Source organism: Sulfitobacter sp. TBRI5 (assembly GCF_051013555.1).
GTDB lineage: Bacteria > Pseudomonadota > Alphaproteobacteria > Rhodobacterales > Rhodobacteraceae > JL08.
Genome location: NZ_CP112884.1, coordinates 2,119,722 through 2,144,948 on the forward strand (window position 1 = coordinate 2,119,722; position 25,227 = coordinate 2,144,948).

Consider the following 25,227-nt stretch of genomic DNA (forward strand, 5'->3'; position numbering starts at 1 on the left):
GCTTAAGGTGGGTTTCGGGGGGTGCTTAACCTGCCGTCAAAGGGCCACTCTGAACTTGCCACCCTGTTGGGTAAAACCCGTTGGACCAGCAATCCATCGCGCGGCCACCAGAGACCCCCGCCCAACGGTTGGGCGCGAACTAGGTGTTCAGTCCCGGCATCTGGTGGATCGGATTGATGATGAATCGATCTGGCTCTGATGTCCAGATTTTGCAGATGTATTCGTAGGGCGTTAGACCGCCGAGGGTCTTCAGCCTGCGTGCGAAGTTGTAGGCTGCCATGAAGTCGGCGAGGTGTGTTCGCAACTGATCGTGGTTTTCGTAGTGGAAGCGTTTGACGGTCGCGTCCTTGATCGTCCGGTTCATCCGCTCGACCTGGCCGTTGGTCCACGGGTGGTTGGGCTTCGTCAGGCGATGTTCGATCCCGTTGGCCTCGCAAATCATGTCGAAGCGCATTGGCCGGGAATAGATGGTGTTGCGGTTTCTAGGCTGCTCTGCGAACTGAATGCCGTTGTCTGTCAGAATGGTATGCACCTGATAAGGCACACCTTCGAGCATGTGCTGCAAGAACTCCCAGGCTGTCTTCCTGTCTGCCTTCTCGACAAGTTGGGTCACGGCAAATTTGCTTGTGCGGTCAATGCCGACGAACAGGTAAAGCTTGCCCTCAGCGGTTTGCACCTCGGCGATGTCGATATGGAAGAAGCCGATAGGGTAGCGCTTGAACTTCTGGCGCTTCGGCTTGTCGCCTTCCACGTCAGGCAATCGAGAGATGCCATGTCGCTGCAGGCACCGATGCAGCGCCGAACGCGTCAGATGTGGGATGGACGGCTGCAGAGCATAGAGACAATCGTCCAGCGGCAACAATGTATGCCGTCTGAATGCGACGATGTTCGCTTCCTCGGCTTCGGTTAGAACCGTCGAGCGTGGCTCCTTCGGCCCCGTCTTCAGGTCTTCAACGGACTGGCGTTTGCGCCACTTCGCTACCGTCTTGGGATTGATGCCAAGTTCCTGGCTCAGTTGCGCGAGCGAAGCTTGCGATCGCTGTATTGCAGCTCTGACGGCGTGCGTGGTCGTGGCGCTCCCGTGACGAACTTGTCCCATAGTGCTTCCTTCCATTCCTGAGAAAGGATCGCACCATCAAACCGTGGGATCAAACACCTAAGCTGTTGTTTTCCAGTCCGTCCGGCCGGAATCGCACATTTGGAAACACTGTGTTTCACATTTGCGTCAAGTCCAATCTGGGCATGTTTGCCAGAAATCGAACCCGACCCGGGGCGCCCTGTTTGTGCTTGTTATGGAAACAGCCGCTGCCATTTACTTGAGAAAACGGGAAAACGCGTCCAAGCATTTACAGCATTGTTGCAGGAATGGCATCAATCCCCGCTCTTACGGAGTTTGACCTGCCACCGCGCGGTCTTAAACCCGCCATAGCTTGCTCCAATCCTGTCATATCCCCACCTTGTTTGTGCGGTGAAAGAGCGCGTGTAGGATGTGTATCCGGCCGTGACCGGACAAGTTGCGGCCGTGTTGAGGTGTAACGATGACAACGAAAGGGTTTAAAATGGACCTGACGATTGAGTATGAGTACAAACCCGAGGGCGCGCTTTTGGTGCATTCGGGCGGCTTAAAGGAAGACGAGGGCGGTGCGTGGCGCCCGCTCGTGTTCCAGATCGGACCCGGAAAATATCAAAGCGGGGTTATCCGGAAAGTGAAAGGCGCAAAACCTGTACTGCACCGCGCCATTCTGGACGATCTGGGCTTTGCCCGTCATGTCGCAGAGGAACTGGCCCGTCTGGCGGCAGCTTAGGTGGGGTTTGCGGCTGTAAAGCCCGCTTGGGGAAGGGCCACTGGCGGAGAGACAGGGATTAGAGCGTTCAAATTTCTGTACGCCTAAGCCTATACTATTTTTCTCTTTATTTACAATAGGTTAGGGGGGTTAACGGTGAGATACTGTTCCCTCCTAATCAGTCACATATACTCCCAAATACGCGCAATTTATACTCCTTGGTGCGTCGAAATTTCAGGTATGTTCCGCCTGAGCACGGTTCGTATGTTCCATTCAATGTTGGACCCATGAGGGTGGCAGCCATCGCGCTTGATCGACCTCAAAGTTAAATTAAAATTGGGCGATGTTGTTCATAAACCATCTTCAAATAGCGGACGGAAAATTCATGAAACGACGGCTTCTTTCAATAGGACGAGCATCCGTACCGATGAAAGCATTCCACTTGGGGAATGTCGGATAAGTTGTCAAACGAGAACTTAACGCTTAATTCAGCATAGTGCAAATTCTGCTAAACGCCATAATGCAGACTGTAAGGGGCTCAAGGCGATACGTATAATTTGAACGATTGCAATTTTTCGTTTTAGTTCCAAAGCCCTCGTTTGGAGATCAAATTGGTTCGTCTTTTGTTTCTTTTCGTCCTGCTTTCGATGTATCAGTTATCAACTGGTCCAGCATTCGCCAACTCGGAACAAGATAACGGTTCGGCCAATGCAGGCATCCCCAGCGCTGACGGAAAACCGCTATCGTCAAACACGATTGAATCGATTTTTCTTGCCGGGCTCAAGGATCTTGAAATTGGCAAACCCGATAAAGCTATTGAGGCTTTTTCGTCGATCTTGGGGGCCGATCCGACTTTGATAAGGGTTCGTCTCGAACTGGCACGAGCCTATTTTGCTGCCGAACAATGGGACCGAGCCAGACAGGAATTCTTCATAGTGCTTTCTGGCGACTTGCCGGATTCAGTTCGACGTAGAGTACTCGGTTTTATCCGAGCGATAGATGCACGACGCGGATTTGACTGGGATCTTAGCTTGGGCCTCACCAATGCAGGCAACAGTCGCGACTACGACTCTGACACAATCTTGTTGGACTTCGGAGGACTTATCCGGCCAGCCTCTTTGGATCGAGACACGAGTTCGCAACTGGCGGTTCGAGCAACGGGAACCGTGAGCTATCGGCTCCCCATTGGTGTTACGTTCGGAGACAATGTCACCTCATCCCTTTTCGTACAGGGCTTCTTCGATATTATCGAGGCATCGAACTCAAATTATGATGATTACACAGCCGGGGCCAGAACGGGACTTCGGTTCACGGGCGAGAACACCACATATTCGGTGGCCCCTGTCTACTACCAACGTTATCTTGCCGGGGAGCATTACGAAGATAATGCTGGGCTGGAGTTAACTTTTGAGAACCGCACTGGTTCCGGGTTTTCCGTCTTTGGTCAGGCATCCTATGCAAACGTTAACAACAAAACCGCCGATGACCTTGATGGTACACTTGGACAGGCCCAAATTGGCATCCGTCAATCAATTGGCGGAACTGGCTCCATAGGTTTGTCTCTCTTCTACGAGGGTAAAAGTGTCGATTTCAATCTGGACAACTATGACCTGTACGGCGTGCGACTGCTGGGAGTGGTTGATATCCCGTTTGGGCTAACACTTCGACCGTCGATCTTCTTCGAGAAAAAGGGATTCCCAGAGCCAAGCCCGTTGTTTACGGGGAACCCTGATGAAGAGTCTGTAGGGGCGAGGATCAGAATTGAAAAGAACGACCTGTTCATTGGAGATGGATTTTCACCTTTCTTGGAGCTGAGCCACAGACGAACAAAGTCCGGGATCGATGCATTTAGCTATTCCGAAACCGAGTACGAGTTTGGATTGGAGAGAAGATTTTGAAATATGTGACGTCGACGCTTATGGGTTCAAGCAGGGCAACTTGATAAGAAAATGCTGTTGTCTCATCGGTAAATACTGAGGGGTGCGACATGAGACAGACAACTGGAGCCCGAAATGTATGTACCGGCTGCTGTTCGCAAGTGTTCAATTGCATGTCTTCTGGAAGTCGCTGATATGTATCCGGCCTTTGGATCGGCTTGTGTTGCTTGCCGTGGCCCTGTTGGGAGTACGCACGCGCCTTTGTCTCATTAGCGGACAGGTCGATTATGACCATTCGGGCTCTCAGACTTTGAGTGCGTTTTTATTCTGTTCCATGCATTTGAGGTTTACGAACGTCGTTTGCGGCTGTGATCAGATCGCAGTCGCCAATTCTTTTTCCATCCAATCGAAGTCCTTGCCTGAGTTAAGAACACTCCATGCGATCCGCGCTAGCTTATTGGCAAGCGCCACGCCGAGCTTGTTGTGCTGCATGCGCGTCGCGGCGGCTTCCAACCATGCGCCAAAACTAAACTTATGCCAGTTCTTCGGTCGCATCATGATGACCTGCGCGGCCTGCACAAACAGCATGCGGAGATACCGGCTGCCTCGTTTTGTGATACGACCCAGGATGGTGCGCCCGCCGGTGCTGTGTTGTCGCGGAACGAGCCCCAGCCAAGCCGCAAAATCTCGCCCCCGATCATAAGCCTCGCCGGTCCCGACAGCTGCAACCACAGCCGTTGAGATGATTGGCCCGATGCCCGGAATGGTCATCAGACGTTGGCAGCTTTCCTCGGTCTCGCTGACCTCTTTGATTTCAGATGTGGTCATATCGATCCGTTTATCCAGCCATATCCAATCCTGTTGGAGCCCCAGGATCAATCTCCGCATCCGCAAGGACATCTCGTCGCCGCGATTGCTAAGAATGGCTTCGAGCGAGGCGCGCAGAGCCGCGACACTACGTCGGACAGTGATCCCCTGTTCGATCAGAAAGGCCCGGATCTGATTCATTGCTGCTGTCCGACGTGACACAAGCCGTGACCGAACGCGATGCAGCGCCTGGAGATCAAGCTGCTCCTGCGTCTTCTCCGATACCGTCTTGAGATTGGGACGCAAAGCGGCTTCTGCAATAGCTTCAGCGTCATTGTAGTCGTTCTTCTGGCCCTTGTTGAAAGGCTTCACATAAATCGCGGGAATGATCCGGGGCTCGAACCCCATCTTGCTCAGCGTTCGGCTGACAAAGTGCGCGCTCAGGCAAGCTTCCATCCCGACAATACATTGCGGCAGCTCCTCAAACGTCGCAACCAACGCCATGCGTTTGATCTTCTTGCGCAAAACAAGCCGACCTTCTTTGTCAAAGCCAACCAAGTGAAATACGTCTTTGCCGATATCAACGCCAACTGACATCAGCTCATCAAAATCATTCTTCGCCATGCTACTTCTCCTTTTTGCAGTATAGGCCAAGCCTAACCTGCTGGGTGAAGCAGCCGGTACATCCCATTAGCGTACTGGCCGGAAGGTCCGTCAATGAAGTCAATTGCGCTAGGCGCAAGCAGTATGCAATGGAAAAGAAGATCAGGATCATCTTGGTCAGCTTGCACCGATCAGCAGCTAGGTAAGATGGAAATAAGACAAAAAGTGAAAAAATTATCCAATATCCGCAAAAGAATGGCTTGAAATCGTAAGCCAGGGTAGCGCCTTCAGCATAATTATCAAAAAAGTACGACAAGCTGCGCGAGGGATGAAGGTGTTAGAGGGCCTCCCTGTGCATCGTTTCCTAACTAGAAACAGAGTTACGTAAAGAAACGCATTGCCATTAGCACACGACAATCTACATAATACACTGATATAAATTGAAAAAGAGTTCTAAGGTGAACTATGAAAATTAGATTTTGGACGTCGTTTTTTGTTGGGATTTCGCCATTCCTTCTAACTGCTTGCGGCGGTGGTGGTGGCAGTGACAGTGGCAGTGGCAGTATCGGTGATAGTGACGTTTATCTTTTCACGTCAGCGTCTGCGCTCCGGGCTAACGGAACAGCCGTTCTCAGTGGTTCTGCAGAGACGGCAAATTATGAAGTGGTCAATGGATCCACGACAATAACTAATGAGACTTCTGGTTCCTCCACCTTAAACCTAGAGGCCAAAAATGGTGCTACAACCAAGCTTGCACTGACCGCCCCTGCAGGTAATTCATCAGTAAACCTTCAAAAGGCAAACGGCGATGATTTGATCAAGATTGGCACTCTGAACTCTTGGACCAAGCGAAATGGAGATGACACTGCGCTGTTTGAAGGACAATATGAATATCAGACCTTTGGTGTTTGGCAGACGGGCAGAAATAGCGGTTCCGGTACGATTGGTTCAGGCAGTTACGGAGCGGCCACGTCTAATAATAGAGTTCCAACAGGCAGTGCAACCTACAGCGGCAACAGCATCGGCACTACTACGGATGTTTCTGGCAAAATTGTAGCTACCACTTCGACCGTTACGGCAACAACAGATTTCAGAGATATTGATTTGTTGAGCACAAATACCCAAGCCGGCATCATCGGCCCCACCACCCCCCGACCCGACTTAGATTTTGAGGGGTCAGGAACAGTTAATGGTGCATCCTTTGACATGAATATTGGGAATGTTGCTGGTTCTGGTTTGAGCGGCACGGCAACAGGGAAGTTTTACGGCCCAAATGCCCAAGAAATTGGCGGAACTTTCAGCGCGGGAGGTTACATCGGTTCGTTTGGCGGTGAGCGGCCCTGAATAACCCCACTTACGTGGTCCAATTTGAAAATTAGCGCATGATTGGCCTCTGGTCCATCGGGACGATGGCTTCCGGGGCCGGTGGGAGATGCACCTTGAGAACTAAGTACCCAAGGAAAACAAGGTGATAGATACGTTTACCAATGTTCTATCCGGTGCCTAAGATGATCCTGACAGTCTTGGGGATGGTCGGCGAGATGGAACTCAACCACCTCAAGGAACGGCAGAGAGCCGGGATTGAAGCAGCTAAAGCCAAGGGTGTCTACAAAGGTCGTCCTGTCCGTCTGGATTACAAGAAGATCAGAGAGATGGCATCAGAAGGAATGAAAGTGTCAGCCATTGCCGGGCAAATATCGCGCGCATTCAGGCGATGTTTAATGCCAATTACGGCAATCCTCTGGTTACGACGGATCTTGATACAACCGCCGGGTTCCAGTTGGCATTGTGGGAACTGGTGTATGACACCGACTACGACATCGAAACCGGTGCTTTCCAGGCCAGCGCAAGCGATGCGGTCGAAGATATTGCAGGTGAATTCCTGACGGCGGCCCAGAACTACATTGGTGGCGACCGCTGGCGCCTGACGTTCCTTGAAAGCATGGGCCAGGACAGCGCGCGCAAGCAGAACCTTGTCACCGTGTCGCCTGTGCCGCTTCCGGCCAGTGGCATCATGCTGATCGCAGCGGTCGGTGGATTGGTCGCAGCCCGCAAGCGCCGCAAGGCCGCGTAAACGCGATTGCCATAGAATTAGAACAAGGGCTGCCCCAGTGGGCGGCCCTTTTTTTCGTCAGCCGCTATCTGGTTGGCACGGAATACAGCACATACCCATCGCGCCGCGCCACTTCGATGGCGCCGGTGTCGGTGACAAAGACGCCCAGATTTTCAGTTGTTTCCGGGCAACCAACAAAATCTGCCGCATCGTCAAGAAACTGGTTGGTATACGCGTCCTCGCCGATGCGGCGGCAGGCATCCCCGCTAAACCGGTACCCGTCGCCAAAAAAGGGCAGGGTCGTTTCAGGCGGCGGGGTTGGTTCCTGCGCGCAGGCAGCGACAAGCAAGGCAACAGGCAAGGCAAGAAACGGGCGCATTGGGAAACTCCTTTGATGTGACACAAAGCAGCTTAGCATGGGTTTTGAAAAAGCGGATAGGGCTCGGCAAAGTCTTGCGCGTGTAATTTACGGGGCACAGAACCGAACCTGACTGCGGATAATTCCGCAGACCGGCAAAGACCAAACGTTTGCAGAGTTCAAATCAGCCCTGCAACGGCTTCACGCCAACATCCCCGTCCGCCTGTGCGCGGATTGCCAGCGCGGCAGCGTGTGAACCGGCCGCCGTGGTGAAATAGGGGATGCGGTCAAACAATGCGACCGAGCGGATGGATTTGGAATCCTCGACCGCCTGCGCGCCCTCGGTCGAGTTCATCACCAGTTGGACACGGCCATCCTTCATCATGTCTACGATGTCCGGGCGGCCTTCGTAGACCTTGTTGACGACGCTGCACTCCACGCCCTGTTCCGCCAGCCAGCTTTGGGTGCCACGTGTGGCGACAAGGCTAAAGCCAAGGCCGGTCAGGATTTGTGCCGCCTCAAGCATATCCGGTGTCTTGTCGGCGTCCTTGATCGACAGAAACGCACAGCCCGATGTTGGCAGGCTCATGCCTGCGCCCATCTGCGCCTTGAGAAACGCGCGCGGGAAATCGCGATCCCAGCCCATCACTTCGCCGGTGCTGCGCATTTCCGGGCCCAGAATTGTATCGACGCCGGGAAAGCGGGCAAAGGGCAGAACGGCCTCTTTCACCGAAAACCACGGCATGTTGGGATCGGCAAGGCTGAGCGGGTCGCCCAGCGGCAACACGTCATCATAAGCGGCATTGGCATCATAGGGCGCGCGTTGCGGGAAATCGGCCAGCTTTTCGCCCGCCATGATCCGCGCCGCGATAGAGGCAATGGCGGAATCCGTGGCCTTGGCGACAAACGGAACGGTCCGGCTTGCACGCGGGTTCACCTCGATCAGATACACTTCGCCGTCCTTGACAGCGAACTGGATATTCATCAGGCCGACAACATTCAGCGCACGGGCCAGCGCATGTGTCTGATTGTGCAATTCGGCAATGATGTCGGGGGCCAGCGAATAGGGCGGCAGTGAACAGGCGCTGTCGCCAGAATGAACGCCCGCCTCTTCGATATGTTGCATGATACCGGCGACATGCACGTCAGTGCCGTCACAGATCGCATCAACATCGCATTCCACAGCGCCGGACAGATAGCTGTCCAACAGCACGGGGCTGGACCCCGAAACAACCACCGCTTCGGATATATAGCGTTCCAGCTGTGCCTGATCGCGCACGATCTCCATCGCACGCCCGCCCAGAACGTAAGAGGGGCGGATGACCAGAGGAAACCCGATATCTTTTGCGATTTCAAAGGCCTGAGCATCGGTTGATGCGATGCCGTTATGCGGTTGCTTCAGGCCAAGCCCTTGCACCAGTTGCTGGAAACGTTCGCGGTCTTCCGCCAGATCGATGGCGTCGGGGGTTGTCCCAAGGATCGGGATACCTTCGTCTTGCAACGCGTTTGCAAGTTTCAAAGGTGTCTGGCCACCGAATTGCACGATCACGCCGTGCAACGTGCCGTTTTCCTGTTCGACCCGCAGGATTTCCATCACATGTTCAAAGGTCAGCGGCTCGAAATAAAGCCGGTCAGATGTATCATAATCCGTCGATACTGTTTCCGGATTGCAATTGACCATGATGGTTTCGTAACCGGCATCTGTCAGCGCATAACATGCATGGACGCAGCAGTAATCGAATTCGATCCCCTGACCGATCCGGTTGGGTCCACCACCCAGAATGACCACTTTTTTCCGGTCCGACGGGCGCGCCTCGCATTCGACTTCTCCGAACACGGGCGTTTCATAGGTCGAATACATGTACGGGGTTTGCGCCTCGAATTCGGCAGCGCAGGTGTCGATCCGTTTAAAGCAGGCGACAACGCCCGCTGCGCTGCGTGCCTTGCGCACCGCCTGTTCGGATTTACCTGCCAGCTTGGCAAGGCGTGCATCGGTGAATCCCATCATCTTGAGGTGGCGCAGTCCCTGTTCGTCATCGGGCAGGCCGTTTTCGCGCACTTTGGCCTCTTCATCGATGATTTCGCGAATGCGCGCCAGAAACCACGGATCAAACATCGTAACCGCATGGATATCCTGATCAGAGGCTCCCAAACGCATGGCTTGCGCGATAACCCGGATGCGATCCGGTGTTTGCTGGCTCAGGGCTTTGGTGATGGCGGCAGGATCGGGTGCGCCGGGTATGTCAATCTCGTCAAATCCGGTCAGGCCGGTTTCCATCGAGGCCAGCGCCTTTTGCATGGATTCATGAATTGTGCGCCCGATCGACATGGCTTCGCCGACGGATTTCATCGCCGTGGTCAGGTGCGGTTCTGATCCGGGGAATTTTTCGAATGCAAAGCGCGGAATTTTGGTCACGACATAGTCGATTGTCGGTTCAAAGCTGGCAGGCGTGACTTTGGTGATATCGTTGTCCAACTCGTCCAGCGTGTAGCCGACGGCCAGTTTGGCCGCGACCTTGGCAATCGGAAATCCCGTTGCCTTGGAGGCCAGCGCGGAGGAGCGGGACACCCGCGGGTTCATTTCGATCACAACCATACGACCATCCGCCGGGTTGACGGCCCATTGCACGTTCGATCCGCCGGTTTCCACGCCAATCTCGCGCAGCACGGCAATCGAATGATTGCGCATGATCTGGTATTCCTTGTCGGTCAGCGTAAGTGCTGGCGCAACGGTGATCGAGTCGCCGGTATGCACGCCCATCGGATCGACGTTTTCGATGGAACAGATGATGATGGCGTTGTCGGCTGTATCGCGCACCACCTCCATTTCGAATTCTTTCCAGCCCAGCAGGGATTCATCGATCAGGATTTGCCCGACGGGCGATGCATCCATGCCCGAACGGCAGTAAAACTCGTAATCGTCGCGGTTGTAGGCCACGCCGCCGCCCGAACCACCCATGGTAAAGGCAGGACGGATAATGGCCGGCAGGCCGATGTCATCCAACGCTTCCAAGGCAATGCGTACCCCTGCGGCCAAATCCTTGGACCCATCGGCCTTTTTAGGCGCGGTTGCGATGGTGGCTTTGGGATTTTCAATGCCCAGACGATCCATTGCTTCACGAAACAATTTGCGGTCTTCGGCCATTTCGATGGCTTCACGCTTGGCGCCGATCATTTCGACGTTGTACTTGGCCAGCACACCCATTTCTTCTAGTGCAAGCGATGTGTTGAGCCCGGTCTGCCCGCCCATCGTGGGCAGCAATGCATCAGGGCGTTCCTTCTCGATGATCTTGGCCACGATCTCGGGGGTGATCGGTTCGATATAAGTGGCATCCGCCATGCCCGGATCTGTCATGATGGTGGCCGGGTTGGAATTGACCAGAATAACCCGATACCCTTCTTCGCGCAGGGCCTTGCAGGCTTGCGCGCCGGAATAGTCGAATTCGCAGGCCTGTCCGATTACGATTGGCCCTGCTCCGATGATCATAATCGACTTGATGTCGGTTCTCTTCGGCATGGCAGCGGCCCCTTTTTTGACAGATGTGCGGTTTACATCGGATTTCCGGACACGCCCCCAAGCGCGTCCAAATTGTCGTGGGTTATAGGCATGAAGGGGGCAGGTGCAAGGGGGAATACAAAAGCTTTTGCGTTCATTCATGTGGCGCCAATGCAGCGCGCCTGTGGAGCGCGTGATTTTCAGTGGCGCGCGGCAGGCGCCGCTGTGACGCGGGCGGGAACGATTGGCAACAAAAAGAAGCGGATGTCCGGCTTATTGTGCGGCGTGATGCAGGCGAGGGATGTGACCGGAATAAAGGTAGTCGCGCGTCAGTGGCACAGCATCGCGCTGATGCGACAGCTGAAACTGAAACACGGCCTGCTGTTGTTCTTCAAAGGCCATGATGCACACTGTCAGGTAGTAGCGCCACATACGGACGAACCGATCATCGTAAAGCGCGCGAACCTGATCGATTTGCGCATCAAACCGGTTGCGCCAGTGGCGCAGGGTCTTGGCATAGTGCAGGCGCCAGACCTCGATGTCGCACGTCCAAAGGCCGGATCGTTCCAGTGCCGGGACAAGTTCGGACATGGAAGGTACGTAGCCACCTGGAAAGATGTATTTGTGGATCCAGGGCGAATGGGCAATCGGCGGCCCGCAGCGCCCGATTGTATGGATCAGCGCAACACCATCCGGCGCAAGCAGCGCACTGATCTTGTCAAAGTAATCCCGGTAATGGGGAACACCGACATGTTCCAGCATGCCGACACTGACAATCCGGTCAAACGGGCCGGTCAGGTCGCGATAATCCATCAGCCGGATCGTGACCCGGTCAGATAGCCCGGCCTGTGTGACGCGGGTTCTGGCCGTTTCCAGCTGGTTTTCGGACAATGTCACTCCGGTGACTTTTACACCGTAATCGCGCGCCAGGGTCAGTGCCATGCCCCCCCAGCCACAGCCGATATCAAGAACTTGCTGGCCTGGGGATAAAAGCAGCTTTTGCGCGATGTGGGATTTCTTGGCGCTTTGGGCGTCGTTCAGGCTCATCCCGTCGTCGGCGAAATACGCACAGGAATATTGCATGTCGTCATCCAGAAACAGCCGGTAAAGATCATCGGATATGTCATAGTGATGCGCGACGTTGGATTTGGCACTGTGGGCGGTGTTGCGTTGCACCAGATTGCGAAAGGCAAAACGCGCGCGATCCAGAATGCGGATCCAGAACGGAAACGCATCGGGGCGGCGATTGCGCAGAACTAGACGCAACAAATCGCCCAACGCATCGTTTTTGATGGTGATCTGCCGGTTCATATATCCTTCGCCCAAGGCCAGTTCTGGCGTAAGGCACAGGGCGCGTAGAATTTTAGGATCGTGCAATATCAGCAATACGGGTGGTCCGCTGCCGTCGCCGTAGCTTTGCGTGCGGCCATCGGGGTAGGTGATCTGCAAATGACCCGTCTGGATCAACCGCCTGATCATCGTGTCAAAAACCGGTTCCCACATATCGCCCCCTTTCATCCGGTTCCCCGTTTTGCGGGGTCTGGATTGAAAACGTTCGGTTTCGGCGCGCTAATATACATCCAAACAACAAATTTTCCAATTCCGGGTTGCCCCGATGCCGTGGTGCGCTTGACTTCTACGCGCAACCAAGGTGTATCGGCGCGACGCCGTTGACCCCGAAGGGAACCGATAAGATGCATGCCTATCGCAGCCACACCTGTGCCGCTTTAACCGCTGATAACGTCGGCGATACCGTTCGCCTGTCCGGATGGGTGCATCGTGTGCGTGATCACGGTGGCCTTTTGTTCATTGATCTGCGCGACCATTACGGCATCACCCAGGTGATGGCAGACCCCGACAGCCCGGTTTTTGCCGAGATCGAAAAGGTGCGCAGCGAATGGTGTATCCGGATTGATGGAAACGTGATGGCGCGCGACCCGTCATTAGTGAACCCCAAGCTGCCCACTGGCGAGATCGAGGTATTTATCCGGGATATCGAAATCCTGGGACGCGCCGAGGAACTGCCTTTGATGGTATTCGGCGACCAGGAATATCCTGAAGAAACCCGCCTGCGTTACCGGTATCTTGATCTGCGGCGCGAAAAGCTGCAGCAGAACATGAAGCTGCGATCAGATGTTGTTGCGTCGATGCGCAAACGGATGTGGGACAGCGGTTTCCGCGAATACCAGACCCCGATCATCACGGCCAGCAGCCCGGAAGGTGCGCGTGATTTTCTGGTGCCGTCGCGGCTGCATCCGGGTAAATTCTATGCCCTGCCGCAGGCGCCGCAGCAGTTCAAACAGCTGATCATGGTCAGCGGCTTTGACAAGTATTTCCAGATCGCGCCGTGCTTTCGCGATGAAGACCCGCGCGCGGATCGTTCGCCCACCGATTTCTATCAACTCGACCTCGAGATGAGCTTTGTCGAGCAGCAGGATGTGTTTGACACGATCCAGCCGGTTCTGACCGGTGTGTTCGAAGATTTCGGCGGGGGGCGCAAGGTGGATCAGCACTGGCCGCAAATCTCCTATCGGGATGCGGCGCTGTGGTACGGTACGGACAAACCGGATTTGCGCAACCCGATCAAGATGCAGGTGGTCAGTGAGCACTTTGCCGGTTCGGGTTTTGCAATTTTCGCCAAATTGCTGGAACAGGAAGGCACTGAAATTCGCGCCATTCCCGCGCAAGGCGGCGGGTCGCGCAAATTTTGCGACCGCATGAACGCGTTTGCGCAAAAAGAAGGCCTGCCCGGTATGGGTTATATCTTCTGGCGTGATCAGGGCGAGGGAATGGAAGCCGCGGGCCCGCTGGCCAAAAACATAGGGCCGGAACGCACCGAGGCGCTGCGCCGGCAACTGGGTCTGGGTGTCGGGGATGCCGCGTTTTTCCTTGGCGGCAAACCCAAAACCTTTGAAGCGGTCGCAGGGCGCGCGCGGGTCGAGATCGGGAATGAATTGGGCCTGACCGATAAGGACAGGTTCGCCTTTGCCTGGATCGTCGATTTCCCGATTTACGAACGTGACGAAGAAACCGGCAAGATCGATTTCGAACACAACCCGTTTTCGATGCCGCAGGGCGGAATGGACGCGTTGAACGGCGATCCGCTTGAGGTTCTGGGATACCAGTATGATCTGGCGTGCAATGGCTATGAACTGGTCAGCGGCGCGATCCGTAACCACAAACCCGAAATCATGTTCAAGGCGTTCGAGATCGCCGGTTATGGCGCGGACGAAGTGCGCAAGCGCTTTGGCGGTATGGTCAACGCGTTTCAGTATGGCGCACCGCCTCACGGCGGCTGTGCGGCGGGCATTGACCGGATCGTCATGTTGCTGGCGGATGAGGCGAACATTCGCGAGGTTATCATGTTCCCGATGAACCAGCGCGCCGAAGACCTGATGATGAATGCGCCGTCTGACCCGATGAGCGATCAGTTGATGGAACTGGGGTTGCGGATCATTCCGCAGGACTAGGGCGTAGTGAAGGCTTGGCGTGTCGGGTTTTTCAATCTAGCGTCGCGCCATGATGGGGAAATCCAAATCCGATACGGCCCGCCCTTTGGGTGCGCCTGTGCCCAACTGGCATGTTCCGCCCGAACCGGACAGAACTGCTGTTCTTAAGGGGCGGTATTGCCGGCTGGAACCGCTGGATGCAGAACGTCACGCGGCGTTGTTGTTTCGCGCCTATGAAGGGCATGACAGCCTTTGGGATTATCTGCCTTACGGCCCGTTTTCGTCGGCGTCGCAATACCATCGCTGGGTGCGCGAAACGGTGGCAGATCAGGCGCATCTGTTTTATGCGGTTTTCGATCTTGAAACGGAAATTTGCGGTGGTGTCCTCAGCTTTTTGCGGATTGCGCCGGCTGCCGGTTCGATTGAAGTGGGCAACATCAATTTTTCACCTGCGCTACAACGCACGTGGGCAGCGACTGAAGCGCTGTTCCTGACAATGCAGTGGGCATTTGAAGCCGGATATCGCAGGTTCGAATGGAAATGCAATGCGCTGAACGCGCCGTCTCGGGCGGCGGGTCAGCGGTTGGGGCTCAGCTTTGAGGGAGTTTTCCGGCAGGCACTGGTCGTCAAGGGGCGCAATCGCGATACCGCGTGGTTTGCGGCAATCGATGCAGAGTGGCCGGCGCTGAAAGAAGCGTTCGGTATGTGGCTTGATCGGGCGAATTTTGATGCCGACGGTCACCAGATTGAACGTTTAAGCGATCTGACCGGTTTGGTCCGGGTAACATCCGATCCGACACTGTAAGCGCGTCATCCTCTGGTAATTCGATCCAACACTTTCGCACGCTGTCACATGGCGATTTTCTGATCCAGCCGGTCCTGTACCAGCCCGGCGATCTGTGCGGTGTTTGCCGCCACCGGGCGGCCTTGGGAACGGGCGCGTGCAAGCGCCTTGGCGGCATTGTGCAAAGGGGCATCATTTGCACTATGGGCGACGCCGCTGACAAACTGCGCGATGTAATCCAGTGTCGCATCATCGGCGTTTTCGCCCAGCACCTCTGCGACATGGGCCATGTCATCGCGATATGCGATGGGATCGGGCACCACTGTTTCATCCGGCACAACGCGCAGCCCTGCAGGGCGTCGGTCTTGTGGCATGCGCGCCAGTACCATGTTCTGAAACAGCGCCAGTGACGTGATCGGTTTGGGCATAAAGCCGTCCGCACCTGCAATCCGCGCGACAACCTCGCCATTTTCGTCACCGGATGTCGCGAAAATGGCGGCAACGCGCGGGGTGGCCTCGCACAACTCGCGGATCAGATCGGCGCCGGAGCCATCGGGCAGCCCCAGATCAATGATCGCCACAGACGGGCGATAAACCTTGAGGTGGCGGCGGGCGGATCGCAGGCAATCGGCGCGACGGATGCGCGCACCGCTGCGCAGACATAACAGGCGCATCGCCTCGCAGGCAAAGCGGCTGTCTTCGACAACAAGAACGGTCAACCCGGTCAACGGACGCGATGCAGTAGGCGCAGCGGGCGCAACGATAAATGGGGCCATTTCATCCATGAGCAGATTCCTTTTGAGCAGCGGCAGATGGACAATCGTTATGCAGACTTGCCTAACAGTGGGTTAACGAAGGCGTGCGATTTGCCGCTGCCGGATAGGCTTGCCCTTGGGCGGGGTGGGCGGCATAAGCATCCGCAACCTGTTATCTTTTCCATCAAGGAGACTGCCATGATCGGACGTCTGAACCATGTTGCCATTGCCGTGCCCGATCTTGAGGCGGCTTCGGCCCAATATCGCGACGCGCTGGGCGCACAAGTGGGCGCTCCGCAGGATGAACCGGATCACGGTGTGACGGTTGTGTTCATCGAACTGCCGAACACCAAGATCGAGCTGTTGTATCCGCTGGGTGAAAACAGCCCGATCCAAGGATTTCTGGACAAGAACCCGTCAGGCGGCATTCATCACGTGTGTTACGAGGTCGACGATATTCTGGCCGCGCGTGATCATCTGACCGCCAGCGGCGCACGTGTTCTGGGCACAGGAGAGCCCAAGATCGGGGCGCATGGAAAGCCTGTCCTGTTCCTGCATCCCAAGGATTTCAACGGCTGTCTGGTCGAGCTGGAGCAGGTCTGAACCATGGGTATAACCTCGGCCATCGTGCTATATGCCGTTTTCTGGTTCCTGACCTTTCTGGTCGTGCTGCCAATCCGTGTCAAAACTCAGGGCGATCTGGGCAATATCGTTCCGGGGACACATGCGGGTGCGCCCGAGGTTCATAATCTGAAGAAAAAGGCGTGGATCACCACCGGTGTTGCCTTTGTTCTATGGGTAATCGTGGCCGGTATCATCCTGTCGGGATGGATCAGCGTGCGCGATCTTGACTGGTTCGGGCGGATGGGTCCGACGCAATAATCGCGTGATACAAATGCGTGAACGTTGCGGCCCCTAAAATCGGGATCAGCAGATTGATCACAGGTACGGACAGGGGCATCGCCATCAATGTTCCGGCCAGCCAGATTTTTCCGCTGTGACGGGCGCGCAGGGCGTTGGCCTTGTCCCGGTCCAACCTGCGCATTGCGGCCAGAGTAAAATATTCGCGCCCCAGCAAGAAACCGTTCATCCCCCAGAAGATGAAAAGCGCGACCGGCGAAAGCACGATGTAAAGAATAATCGCCAGAATATTGGCTGTGATCAGAACCCCCAGAAAATTGACCGTGTCGCGCACCGCATCCCAAAACGGCACTGGCTGCGCGGGCGGCAGGTGCGGATAGGATTTGTCTTCGACAGCCTGTGCGACTTCGTCCAGAAACATGGACGTGATTGCCGATGCGACCGGCACCATCAGAAACACCGACAGGACAAGCATCAATAGAACAGAGGACCAGCTGACCAGATCGTCGATCCAGGTGACTTCGCCGATCAGCGGCAGGAACACCTGTTCACCAATCAGCCAGTCAAGCAGCGCAACAAAGCCTGCTGTTGCGCCGATCAGAAGTGCCAGTGTCAGGCCAATGCCCACCCACAGCACGCGGCGAAAGCGGGGATCGCCAAGCTGCGCCAACGCCTTGAAGAACGCGCTAAGGATCATGTGTCTTGCCAGGTCGTGATGGCGTCCAGATCGGGGCGGGGGCGTTCGGGCGGTGCGGAGGTTTCGGTGCCGATATGGATGAAACCCGCAATCCGTTCATGCGCTTCAAGCGCCAGCCCTTCGGTCATGAACGTGCGATCATGCGACGGCCATCCCGACAGCCAGTTCGCGCCCCAGCCAGAGGCAAGCGCCGCGTTCAGAAGGGCCAGACAAACCGCGCCGGTTGAATAGGTCTGTTCCAGCGGCGGGATCTTGTCGGACGGTTTGGGGCTTTCGATCACGGCAACAGCCAGATGGCCGGTGCGTATGGGCGCGTGACCTTTGTAAATCTGGTCATCTGGCAGGCCCAACGCATGTCCGCGCGCCTCGGCCAGATCGGCAAGGCGCAAAATGGCGGTGCAGTTCAGCACGATAAATCGCCACGGTTCCAGCTTGCCATGGTCGGGCGTGCGCGCGGCGGCCGTCAGGATCGGCATAAGCTCGGCGCGCGATGGCACCGGCAAGCCCAGCGTTTTGGCCGGACGCGAGCGCCGGTTCAGCAGAAAGTCCAGTGTAGCAGAGTTTGGATCGGGCATAAGGGCGCCTTTTAGAATGCGATGGATCGATCTTGGGCATGCCTTGCCGGAATTCAAGGTGTAACCGGGGCAGATGCACAAACCGGTGTTGCATCGCAGGGGATTACGCTCCGCCCTTTTCAGGCGGGGCGGTCCGGTTATTCGGTCGGGCCGAGGGCGGACAAACCTTTCAGGATATCAATGGCATAGGCCAGTTGATAATCTTCTTCGCGCAGGTCTGCGGCGGCTTGGGCTTTTTCACGGTCAGCTTCAATCTGGCGGCGCTGATCTTCGGTCAGGCTGTCATTGTTCAGGCTGCCCCGCAAATCGGCCTCTGTGCGGCTGAAGCGGTTTGTTTCCTCTTCTTCCTCTTCGGCGTTCGGGTCACGACGGGGTTGTGCGACGATGATATCGGGCGAAACCCCCAGCGCCTGAATGGAACGACCCGACGGTGTGTAATACCGCGCGGTTGTCAGACGCATTGCACCTTCACCACGCAGCGGCATCACGGTCTGTACCGATCCTTTGCCAAAGCTTTTGGTGCCCACGATGATGGCTCGACGATGATCCTGCAACGCGCCCGCCACGATTTCCGAAGCAGATGCAGACCCGCCATTGATCAAAACAACAATCGGTTTGCCCATCGCCAGATCACCGGGGCGCGCGTTAAAGCGATCGCCGTCTTCTGGGTTGCGCCCGCGCGTGCTGACGATCTCGCCGCTTTCAAGAAACGCATCCGAAACGGATATCGCCTCGTTCAACAGGCCGCCCGGGTTATTGCGCAGATCCAGCACAATGCCGTTGACGTTGTCCATACCGCCCGCAGCTTCGACCTGCTCGGCCAGTCCCGCTTCCAGGTTGGGAGTGGTCTGATCGTTGAATGTCGTGATCCGCAGAACAACGGTATCGCCCTGAATACGACTGCGCACCGCGACCAGTTTGATGGTGTCGCGAATGATCGACACGTCGAACGGCTCGGGTTCGCCCTCGCGCACGACAGTGATCAGGATTTCCGAACCGACAGGTCCGCGCATCATATCCACAGCTTCATCCAGGGTCAGACCCAGAACGCTTTCACCATCGACATGTGTGATGAAGTCGCCGGATTCGATACCGGCCTCGTCTGCGGGGGTGCCATCAATGGGCGACACCACCTTAACAAAGCCTTCTTCCTGTGTGACTTCGATGCCCAGGCCGCCGAATTCGCCGCGTGTCTGAACCTGCATGGCACTGGCATCTTCCGGCGACAGATAGCTTGAATGGGGATCAAGCGATGTCAGCATGCCGTCAATGGCAGCTTCGATCAGTTCACCTGCATCCACCTCTTCCACATATTGCGCGCGGATGCGTTCGAATATGTCGCCAAACAGATCAAGCTGCTCGTATACATTTACGGTTTTTGCCGCTTCCTGCGCCACCAGCGGGCCCGCAATCTGGGTTGCAGCGACAACACCTGCCAATGTACCGCCAATTGCGGCCATAGCGAATTTCTTCATCTTGATCATCCATCCTTTTCGGTTTGGAACCACGTTTCCGGGTCCACGGGCTGATTGCCCTTTCTCACTTCTATATAGAGCGTTTCTGAACGGTCAGTTCCAGTGCCTTCACCGCTTAGTGACAGGATTGCACCAATTTCGGGCGTTTCTCCCCCCATCAAACCGACAGGCGCGTCCTGTGGAATGACCTGACCAACCTCTCCGAACACCTGATCCAGCCCGGCCAGCACAAACAGCATGTCAGACTGCGGTTCGAGAATCACCACATTGCCCAGATCAAGCAAGGGTCCGAGATAGCGGATCGTCGCTGCCGTCGGGCTGGTGACCAGCGCGCGGGGACGGGTGGCAAGGATCAGGCCCGGGCGTTTGATCCCGGCGGCGTCCGGTTGTCCGGCACGATGCAAAATGCGCCCCTGAACAGGCAATTTCAGCGTGCCTTGCTGGATCGAGATATCTGTATCAGGATCACTGACCTGATCGGCGTTGATTTCGACCAGCCCGCTGGCAAACGCATCCAGCGTTTCGGTCGAAGCGATCAGAACGGCGGTACGCACCGGATCTTCGGTAAAGCGTTGCGGCAGATCGGTGCGGTTTGCCACAGCCTGACTCAGCTTCAGGCGCGCCTCTTGCACGCCGTTCAACCCTTCCAGCAGGTTATCCGCGCTGTTTTGCTGCAACAGGCGCAGGGTACGGACTTCGTCCAGATCGCGGCGCAGGTCTGCCGCGCGGGCGTTCAGTGCGGGGGTCACTTCGGAAAGGATCATGCCGGAACGCGCAGTTCCTATGGGGCCGGACGGGTGCAGCAGCAGAACGGGAGACGGGGTGTTTCCGATTGTTTGCAACGCGGCCAGCAGGGCCGCGATTTCGGTATTGCGCGCCTCAAGCTGAAGGTTCAGTTGTGCTTCGCGGGTCGTGGCGCGGCGTAAACCTTCACGCATCGCCTCAAGTCCGCTTTCATAGGCTTTCACGGTTTCAGTCAGGGCGCGGATGCGATCACGTGCGCTGTCCGCCTCTTGCAATGAAACCGATGCCGCCTCAAGCGCGTCAGCCGCCGCGCGGGCATCTGCTGACAGATCACTTTGTGCCAGCGACATGCAGGGCCAAAGCAGGGCCGTGATCAGGGCAATCACACGTTTCATTTGATCAGGCTCTTGCCGGTCATTTCGACCGGTGTTTCCAGTTGCATCAACTCCAGCAGAGTTGGCGCGATGTCTGATAGCCGACCTTGCCTAAGCTGCGCGCCTTCGGGGCCGCCGATCAGGGCAACGGGCACCGGGTTCAGGGTATGTGCCGTGTGCGGGCCACCTGTTTCAGGGTCGATCATCGTTTCGCAATTGCCGTGATCCGCCGTAAGGATCATGGCGCCGCCCGCCTGTTCCAGCGCCGCAACCACACGGGCCAAACCCTGATCCACCGCTTCGCAGGCGGCGATGGCGGCGTCCAGATCGCCGGTATGGCCGACCATGTCGGGATTGGCGTAGTTTGTGACGATCAGATCGTAATCGTCCTGAATGGCCTGCACAAACTGATCCGTCACATCGGGTGCGGACATTTCTGGCTGCAGATCATAGGTTGCCACTTTGGGCGATTGCGGCATGAAGCGGTCTTCGCCGGTTTCGGGCATTTCCTTGCCGCCGTTCAGAAAAAACGTCACATGCGGGTATTTTTCGGTTTCTGCCAACCGGAACTGGCGCAACTCATGCGCGGCGACCCAAGCCCCCAGCGTGTTGACGATTTCGGCCTTGGGATAGGCCGTGGTCATATAGGCGTTATGGGCTTGGGAATAGTCGACCATGCCCAGCATCGCCGCCCATTTTGGCCGTTGACCAACCTCGAACGCGTCAAAATCCGGCTGGCCAAGCGCCGCCAGAATCTCTCGGGCGCGATCGGCGCGAAAGTTGAGGCAGAACAGCCCGTCCCCATCTGTGGCGCCCGCGTACCCGTTTAGGACGCTGGGGGTTATGAATTCGTCTGTTTCGCCGCGCGCATAAGCTTCGGCAATGGCGGTTGTAGCATCGGCGCAGGGATGCCCTTGCCCGTAAAGGATGGCGTCACTGGCGGATTTGACACGATCCCACCGATTGTCGCGATCCATCGCAAAATAGCGCCCGGTCAGGGTTGCGATCTGCACACCTGCGGGCAATCCGCCCAGCAATTCGGTCACAAAAGGCGCGGCTGATTTTGGCGCAACGTCGCGGCCATCGGTCCAAAGGTGCAGGATAACGGGAACGCCCGCATCCCTTAGCGCCCGTGCAGCCGCCTGAATATGGGCCAGATGCCCGTGTACACCGCCATCGGACACAACGCCCAGCAAATGCGCGGCACCACCGGTGTTTTTAAGGGTTTCGACAAAATCCAACAACGCGGCATTACTGAAAAAACTGCCGTCTTCGATGGCCAGATCAATCATCCCCAGATCCATCGCCACAACCCGTCCGGCCCCGATATTGGTATGGCCGACTTCGGAATTGCCCATCTGGCCGCTGGGCAGGCCCACGTCGGGGCCATGGGTGGTAAGAACACTGTGGGGGCAGGTCGCCATGATCCTGTCGAATGTCGGAGTGTGGGCCAGCGCCGGCGCATTGCCTGTCGTTTCGGCCCGCTGCCCCCAGCCATCCAGAATGCACAACACAACGGGTTTGGGGGCAGGCATGTAGAAGGCTCCGGTGGATTGTTTTGCGCCTTCTACCGTGTCCGCCGCTTGGGGTGAACCGCTTTTTCAGGGCCGGCGTTGTGCTGCCTGCAAATTACAGGGGTTGCGTTCCGGGGGTAAGGATATGGCGCAGCAATGCCACCGGATGCGCCCGCAGGCTTAGACGCATGGCAACGTAATCCTCGACCACCTGTTCGCCCATCGTCATTTCGGGAAGATTGGCGGCGGGTTCAACGATGCCTTCGCCTTCGATATCGCCTGCGAACAGCGGCAGGGGGGTGTCGGTTGTGATCGCCTTGGCCTCCCACAGGGCGGCGCGGCGGGACAGGTCCAGCCCGGCGAACACGTCCGCTTCGGCCAGCCGTGCCAGCACCGGCGGCGACAGCCCTGCGCGGCGCCACACATCCTGCACCGAACGATACCCGTTGCCGCGCGCCGCCGTGATCCAGCAGGCGTCTTCCTCGCTTAGCCCCTTGATCTGGCGAAACCCCAGGCGCAGGGCCAGACCGCCATGCCCGTCGGGCTCCATCACGTTGTCCCAGTAGCTGGAATTGATACAGATCGGGCGTACGGTCACATCATGTTCGCGGGCATCGCGCACGATCTGGGCGGGGGCATAAAAGCCCATGGGCTGGGAATTCAGCAAAGCACAGGCAAAAATGCCCGGATGGTGGCATTTGATCCAGGCAGAGGCATAGACCAGTAGCGCAAAAGACGCCGCGTGGCTTTCGGGAAATCCGTAAGAGCCGAACCCCTCGATCTGGCTGAAACAGCGGTCGGCGAAATCTTCATCATAACCGTTACGCTTCATGCCGCGCAGGAACAGGTTGCGAAATTCGCTGACATTGCCGTGTTTCTTGAACGTGGCCAGCGAGCGGCGCAACCGGTCGGCCTGATCGGGGGTGAAGCCTGCACCGACAATGGCGATCTGCATCGCCTGTTCCTGAAACAGCGGCACACCCAGCGTCTTGCCCAACACGTCGCCCAAAGCGTCTGATGGAAAGCTGACCGCCTCTTCGCCATTGCGCCGCCGGATGTAGGGATGCACCATATCGCCCTGAATGGGGCCGGGCCGGATGATGGCCACTTCGATCACCAGATCGTAGAAATTGCGCGGACGCATCCGCGGCAGAAAATTCATCTGCGCGCGGCTTTCGACCTGAAATACCCCGATGCTGTCGGCGCGGCACAGCATATCATAGACTTGGGGATCTTCGGGGGGCAGGGTGGCCAGCGTATGATCGATCTGGTGATGCTGGTGCAGCAGATCAAACGCCTTGCGGATACAGGTCAGCATTCCAAGGCTCAGGACATCGACCTTGAGAATGCCCAATGTGTCGATGTCATCCTTGTCCCAGCAGATCACCGTGCGCCCCTCCATCGTGGCGTTTTCGATCGGAACCAGTTCATCCAGCCTGCCTTGGGTGATGACAAAGCCGCCGACATGCTGGGACAGATGGCGGGGAAAGCCGTTGATCTCATGAACCAGATCCAGCATTTGCCGCAGCCGCCGGTCGGCCGGATCAAGACCGATCTCGCGCATGCGTTCCTCCTCCAGCCCCTTGGTGCTGAAAAAACCCCAAAGCTGAGAGCTGAGCGCTGAAATGGTATCTTCACTCAGCCCCATGGCGCGTCCGACTTCGCGGATGGCGCGTTTGCCGCGATAATGCACGACGGTGGCGCACAGGCCCGCACGATGGCGGCCATAGCGTTCATAAATATGCTGGATCACCTCTTCGCGGCGTTCATGTTCGAAATCGACATCAATATCAGGCGGTTCATCCCGCGCTTCGGATACGAACCGTTCAAAGACCATGGTCCCGATCTCGGGGCTGACGGATGTGATGCCAAGACAATAGCACACCACCGAATTCGCAGCCGACCCGCGCCCCTGACACAGGATGTTGCGCGAACGGGCAAAGGCCACGATGTCGCGCACTGTCAGGAAATAAGGTTCGTATTTAAGCTTGCTGATCAGATTCAGTTCGTGCTGCAACATCGCGCGCACCTTATCGGATGCCCCGCCCGGATAACGCCAGCGCAGCCCGTCGGAGGCCAACCGCGCCAGCCGTTGTGCCGGTGTTTCCTGCGCCGTGCCTTCTGATGGGTATTCATAACGCAACTGGTCAAGGCTGAAGCCCAGTCTGGTGCCGAGGGTATAGGCCCGTTCCACCGCGTCTTCGTGGCCTTGGAACAGGTGCCGCATTTCGGGTTCGGATCGCAGGCGCTGTTCGGCGTTTGCCAGTGCGTCGCGTCCCAGATCGTCCACCTTTCGCCCAAGGCGCACGGCTGTCAGTACATCGGCCAATTTGCGCCGCGCGCCGTGATGCATCCGTGGCGCGGCGCTGGCCAGGGTGGGCAGGTTCAATGCGCTGGCCTGCCGGGTCAGCGCGGCAAAACGGGCGCTGTCCTGCCCGTCATAATGCGGGCAAAGCAGTATATGCAGGCGGTCGGGGGCGTGTGTCTTGATCTGCCGCGCCGCCGGCTCCCAATCCCCCTGTGGCCAGATCAGCAATTCCAGCCCTTCGCTGCGGTCCAGCAAATCTGCCAGTTGCAGATCGCAATCGCCCTTGGTGGTGCGCAACCGGCCTGTGGACAGAATACGGCACAGATTTCCCCATCCGGTCCGGTCTGTTGGCAACACCGTCACGGGGGGCGCATCGGTAAATACCAGCCGCGCGGCAGGGATCAGACGCGGGGCATTATACACCGGAAACGACTGCGGTTTGGGCAGATGAGCGGGGCAGGGCGGCCCGATCAGCCCGTTCGCGGCGTCCCAGTCCTGCCGTGCGCGCACCAGCCGCATGATATGACGCGCTTCGGTGTGGGCACGCACGATCCCGGCCACCGAATTGTCATCGGCAATGGCAATGGCGGGCAGATCAAGGGTCGCCGCCCGGCGGATATATTCCTCGGGGTGGGACGCGCCTGTCAGGAACGTGAAATTGGACGTGATCGATAATTCTGTGAACATGGAAATCCATTTTATTCACCTTTTGT

At 56.9% G+C, this 25,227-nt stretch carries 20 protein-coding genes and 1 pseudogene; 9 read left to right on the forward strand and 12 right to left on the reverse strand.

Translation table 11 applies throughout. The features are described from left to right. Positions 1-139: 139 nt before the first annotated feature. Positions 140-1,099 (reverse strand): IS481 family transposase, encoded by a 960-nt coding sequence (locus tag OLX72_RS10660; protein WP_433988618.1) that lies wholly within the window; start codon positions 1,097-1,099, stop codon positions 140-142. Positions 1,100-1,559: 460 nt separating this feature from the next. Between OLX72_RS10660 and OLX72_RS10665 the strand changes: the two genes are divergently transcribed. Both OLX72_RS10665 and OLX72_RS10670 read left to right on the forward strand, forming a co-directional pair. Beyond that, complete coding sequence (locus OLX72_RS10665) at positions 1,560-1,805, forward strand: hypothetical protein (protein ID WP_433988619.1); 246 nt, start codon at positions 1,560-1,562, stop codon at positions 1,803-1,805. Positions 1,806-2,395: 590 nt separating this feature from the next. Beyond that, positions 2,396-3,682 carry a surface lipoprotein assembly modifier gene (locus tag OLX72_RS10670; protein ID WP_433988620.1) on the forward strand — a complete coding sequence of 429 codons (1,287 nt, stop codon included), beginning with the start codon at positions 2,396-2,398 and terminating at the stop codon, positions 3,680-3,682. Positions 3,683-4,033: 351 nt separating this feature from the next. On the opposite strand, the gene OLX72_RS10675 is transcribed toward OLX72_RS10670, so the two are convergent. Beyond that, complete coding sequence (locus tag OLX72_RS10675) at positions 4,034-5,092, reverse strand: IS110 family transposase (protein ID WP_114868711.1); 1,059 nt, start codon at positions 5,090-5,092, stop codon at positions 4,034-4,036. Positions 5,093-5,536: 444 nt separating this feature from the next. Here OLX72_RS10675 and OLX72_RS10680 point away from each other — a divergent pair, with 444 nt between their 5' ends. The 3 genes and pseudogenes from OLX72_RS10680 (at position 5,537) to OLX72_RS10690 (ending at position 7,145) form a co-directional block, all read left to right on the forward strand. Next, the gene (locus tag OLX72_RS10680; protein ID WP_433988621.1) at positions 5,537-6,415 is read left to right on the forward strand and encodes a transferrin-binding protein-like solute binding protein; all 879 of its coding nucleotides are present in this window, start codon (positions 5,537-5,539) and stop codon (positions 6,413-6,415) included. 164 nt (positions 6,416-6,579) lie between these two features. After that, positions 6,580-6,666, forward strand: a pseudogene (locus OLX72_RS10685) (recombinase family protein); the annotation flags it as partial. Between the two features lie 119 nt (positions 6,667-6,785). Continuing rightward, the gene (locus tag OLX72_RS10690) at positions 6,786-7,145 is read left to right on the forward strand and encodes a VPLPA-CTERM sorting domain-containing protein (protein WP_433988622.1); all 360 of its coding nucleotides are present in this window, start codon (positions 6,786-6,788) and stop codon (positions 7,143-7,145) included. 64 nt (positions 7,146-7,209) lie between these two features. Here the strand turns inward: OLX72_RS10690 and OLX72_RS10695 are convergent, their stop codons facing one another. The 3 genes from OLX72_RS10695 to OLX72_RS10705 all read right to left on the reverse strand — a co-directional run bounded on the left by OLX72_RS10695 (position 7,210) and on the right by OLX72_RS10705 (position 12,496). After that, positions 7,210-7,503, reverse strand: coding sequence for a hypothetical protein (locus tag OLX72_RS10695; protein ID WP_114871225.1), 294 nt, complete (start codon positions 7,501-7,503; stop codon positions 7,210-7,212). A gap of 163 nt (positions 7,504-7,666) precedes the next feature. Beyond that, on the reverse strand, positions 7,667-10,999 hold the full coding sequence (gene carB, locus OLX72_RS10700) for a carbamoyl-phosphate synthase large subunit (RefSeq protein WP_433988623.1): 3,333 nt from the start codon (positions 10,997-10,999) through the stop codon (positions 7,667-7,669). Between the two features lie 252 nt (positions 11,000-11,251). Then, positions 11,252-12,496 carry a class I SAM-dependent methyltransferase gene (locus OLX72_RS10705; RefSeq protein ID WP_433988624.1) on the reverse strand — a complete coding sequence of 415 codons (1,245 nt, stop codon included), beginning with the start codon at positions 12,494-12,496 and terminating at the stop codon, positions 11,252-11,254. Positions 12,497-12,672: 176 nt separating this feature from the next. On the opposite strand from OLX72_RS10705, the gene aspS reads away from it, so the two are divergent. Both aspS and OLX72_RS10715 read left to right on the forward strand, forming a co-directional pair. Continuing rightward, positions 12,673-14,448 (forward strand): aspartate--tRNA ligase, encoded by a 1,776-nt coding sequence (aspS, locus tag OLX72_RS10710; protein WP_114872402.1) that lies wholly within the window; start codon positions 12,673-12,675, stop codon positions 14,446-14,448. Between the two features lie 52 nt (positions 14,449-14,500). Further along, the gene (locus tag OLX72_RS10715; protein ID WP_433990453.1) at positions 14,501-15,232 is read left to right on the forward strand and encodes a GNAT family N-acetyltransferase; all 732 of its coding nucleotides are present in this window, start codon (positions 14,501-14,503) and stop codon (positions 15,230-15,232) included. A gap of 44 nt (positions 15,233-15,276) precedes the next feature. On the opposite strand, the gene OLX72_RS10720 is transcribed toward OLX72_RS10715, so the two are convergent. Beyond that, on the reverse strand, positions 15,277-15,996 hold the full coding sequence (locus tag OLX72_RS10720) for a response regulator (protein WP_433988625.1): 720 nt from the start codon (positions 15,994-15,996) through the stop codon (positions 15,277-15,279). 168 nt (positions 15,997-16,164) lie between these two features. Here OLX72_RS10720 and mce point away from each other — a divergent pair, with 168 nt between their 5' ends. Beyond that, on the forward strand, positions 16,165-16,569 hold the full coding sequence (gene mce / locus OLX72_RS10725; protein WP_114872400.1) for a methylmalonyl-CoA epimerase: 405 nt from the start codon (positions 16,165-16,167) through the stop codon (positions 16,567-16,569). Positions 16,570-16,572: 3 nt separating this feature from the next. Next, on the forward strand, positions 16,573-16,848 hold the full coding sequence (locus OLX72_RS10730; protein ID WP_114871222.1) for a DUF1467 family protein: 276 nt from the start codon (positions 16,573-16,575) through the stop codon (positions 16,846-16,848). Here the strand turns inward: OLX72_RS10730 and OLX72_RS10735 are convergent. From OLX72_RS10735 to OLX72_RS10760, 6 genes are all read right to left on the reverse strand, one after another. After that, positions 16,799-17,524 (reverse strand): EI24 domain-containing protein, encoded by a 726-nt coding sequence (locus tag OLX72_RS10735; RefSeq protein WP_433988626.1) that lies wholly within the window; start codon positions 17,522-17,524, stop codon positions 16,799-16,801. The genes OLX72_RS10730 and OLX72_RS10735 overlap by 50 nt on opposite strands. Beyond that, positions 17,521-18,099 carry a nitroreductase family protein gene (locus OLX72_RS10740; RefSeq protein WP_433988627.1) on the reverse strand — a complete coding sequence of 193 codons (579 nt, stop codon included), beginning with the start codon at positions 18,097-18,099 and terminating at the stop codon, positions 17,521-17,523. The genes OLX72_RS10735 and OLX72_RS10740 overlap by 4 nt, the downstream gene beginning before the upstream one ends. A gap of 137 nt (positions 18,100-18,236) precedes the next feature. Next, positions 18,237-19,574 (reverse strand): S41 family peptidase, encoded by a 1,338-nt coding sequence (locus OLX72_RS10745; RefSeq protein ID WP_114872399.1) that lies wholly within the window; start codon positions 19,572-19,574, stop codon positions 18,237-18,239. A 5-nt stretch (positions 19,575-19,579) separates the two neighbouring features. Continuing rightward, positions 19,580-20,713, reverse strand: coding sequence for a murein hydrolase activator EnvC family protein (locus OLX72_RS10750; protein WP_114871219.1), 1,134 nt, complete (start codon positions 20,711-20,713; stop codon positions 19,580-19,582). Continuing rightward, positions 20,710-22,227, reverse strand: a complete 1,518-nt coding sequence (gene gpmI / locus OLX72_RS10755; protein WP_433988628.1) for a 2,3-bisphosphoglycerate-independent phosphoglycerate mutase — start codon at positions 22,225-22,227, stop codon at positions 20,710-20,712. Before gpmI ends, OLX72_RS10750 begins: the two co-directional genes overlap by 4 nt. Before the next feature lie 94 nt (positions 22,228-22,321). After that, entirely contained in the window at positions 22,322-25,201 is a 2,880-nt protein-coding gene (locus tag OLX72_RS10760) for an error-prone DNA polymerase (protein WP_433988629.1), read from the reverse strand. Positions 25,202-25,227 lie beyond the last annotated feature (26 nt).

Coding starts and splice junctions, on each gene's coding strand:
- OLX72_RS10660 (WP_433988618.1), bottom strand. CDS start 1,099: ATGGGACAAGTTCGTCACGGGAGCGCCACGACCACGCACGCCGTCAGA.
- OLX72_RS10665 (WP_433988619.1), top strand. CDS start 1,560: ATGGACCTGACGATTGAGTATGAGTACAAACCCGAGGGCGCGCTTTTG.
- OLX72_RS10675 (WP_114868711.1), bottom strand. CDS start 5,092: ATGGCGAAGAATGATTTTGATGAGCTGATGTCAGTTGGCGTTGATATC.
- OLX72_RS10680 (WP_433988621.1), top strand. CDS start 5,537: ATGAAAATTAGATTTTGGACGTCGTTTTTTGTTGGGATTTCGCCATTC.
- OLX72_RS10690 (WP_433988622.1), top strand. CDS start 6,786: ATGTTTAATGCCAATTACGGCAATCCTCTGGTTACGACGGATCTTGAT.
- OLX72_RS10695 (WP_114871225.1), bottom strand. CDS start 7,503: ATGCGCCCGTTTCTTGCCTTGCCTGTTGCCTTGCTTGTCGCTGCCTGC.
- carB (WP_433988623.1), bottom strand. CDS start 10,999: ATGCCGAAGAGAACCGACATCAAGTCGATTATGATCATCGGAGCAGGG.
- OLX72_RS10705 (WP_433988624.1), bottom strand. CDS start 12,496: ATGAAAGGGGGCGATATGTGGGAACCGGTTTTTGACACGATGATCAGG.
- aspS (WP_114872402.1), top strand. CDS start 12,673: ATGCATGCCTATCGCAGCCACACCTGTGCCGCTTTAACCGCTGATAAC.
- OLX72_RS10715 (WP_433990453.1), top strand. CDS start 14,501: ATGGGGAAATCCAAATCCGATACGGCCCGCCCTTTGGGTGCGCCTGTG.
- OLX72_RS10720 (WP_433988625.1), bottom strand. CDS start 15,996: ATGGATGAAATGGCCCCATTTATCGTTGCGCCCGCTGCGCCTACTGCA.
- mce (WP_114872400.1), top strand. CDS start 16,165: ATGATCGGACGTCTGAACCATGTTGCCATTGCCGTGCCCGATCTTGAG.
- OLX72_RS10730 (WP_114871222.1), top strand. CDS start 16,573: ATGGGTATAACCTCGGCCATCGTGCTATATGCCGTTTTCTGGTTCCTG.
- OLX72_RS10735 (WP_433988626.1), bottom strand. CDS start 17,524: ATGATCCTTAGCGCGTTCTTCAAGGCGTTGGCGCAGCTTGGCGATCCC.
- OLX72_RS10740 (WP_433988627.1), bottom strand. CDS start 18,099: ATGCCCGATCCAAACTCTGCTACACTGGACTTTCTGCTGAACCGGCGC.
- OLX72_RS10745 (WP_114872399.1), bottom strand. CDS start 19,574: ATGAAGAAATTCGCTATGGCCGCAATTGGCGGTACATTGGCAGGTGTT.
- OLX72_RS10750 (WP_114871219.1), bottom strand. CDS start 20,713: ATGAAACGTGTGATTGCCCTGATCACGGCCCTGCTTTGGCCCTGCATG.
- gpmI (WP_433988628.1), bottom strand. CDS start 22,227: ATGCCTGCCCCCAAACCCGTTGTGTTGTGCATTCTGGATGGCTGGGGG.
- OLX72_RS10760 (WP_433988629.1), bottom strand. CDS start 25,201: ATGTTCACAGAATTATCGATCACGTCCAATTTCACGTTCCTGACAGGC.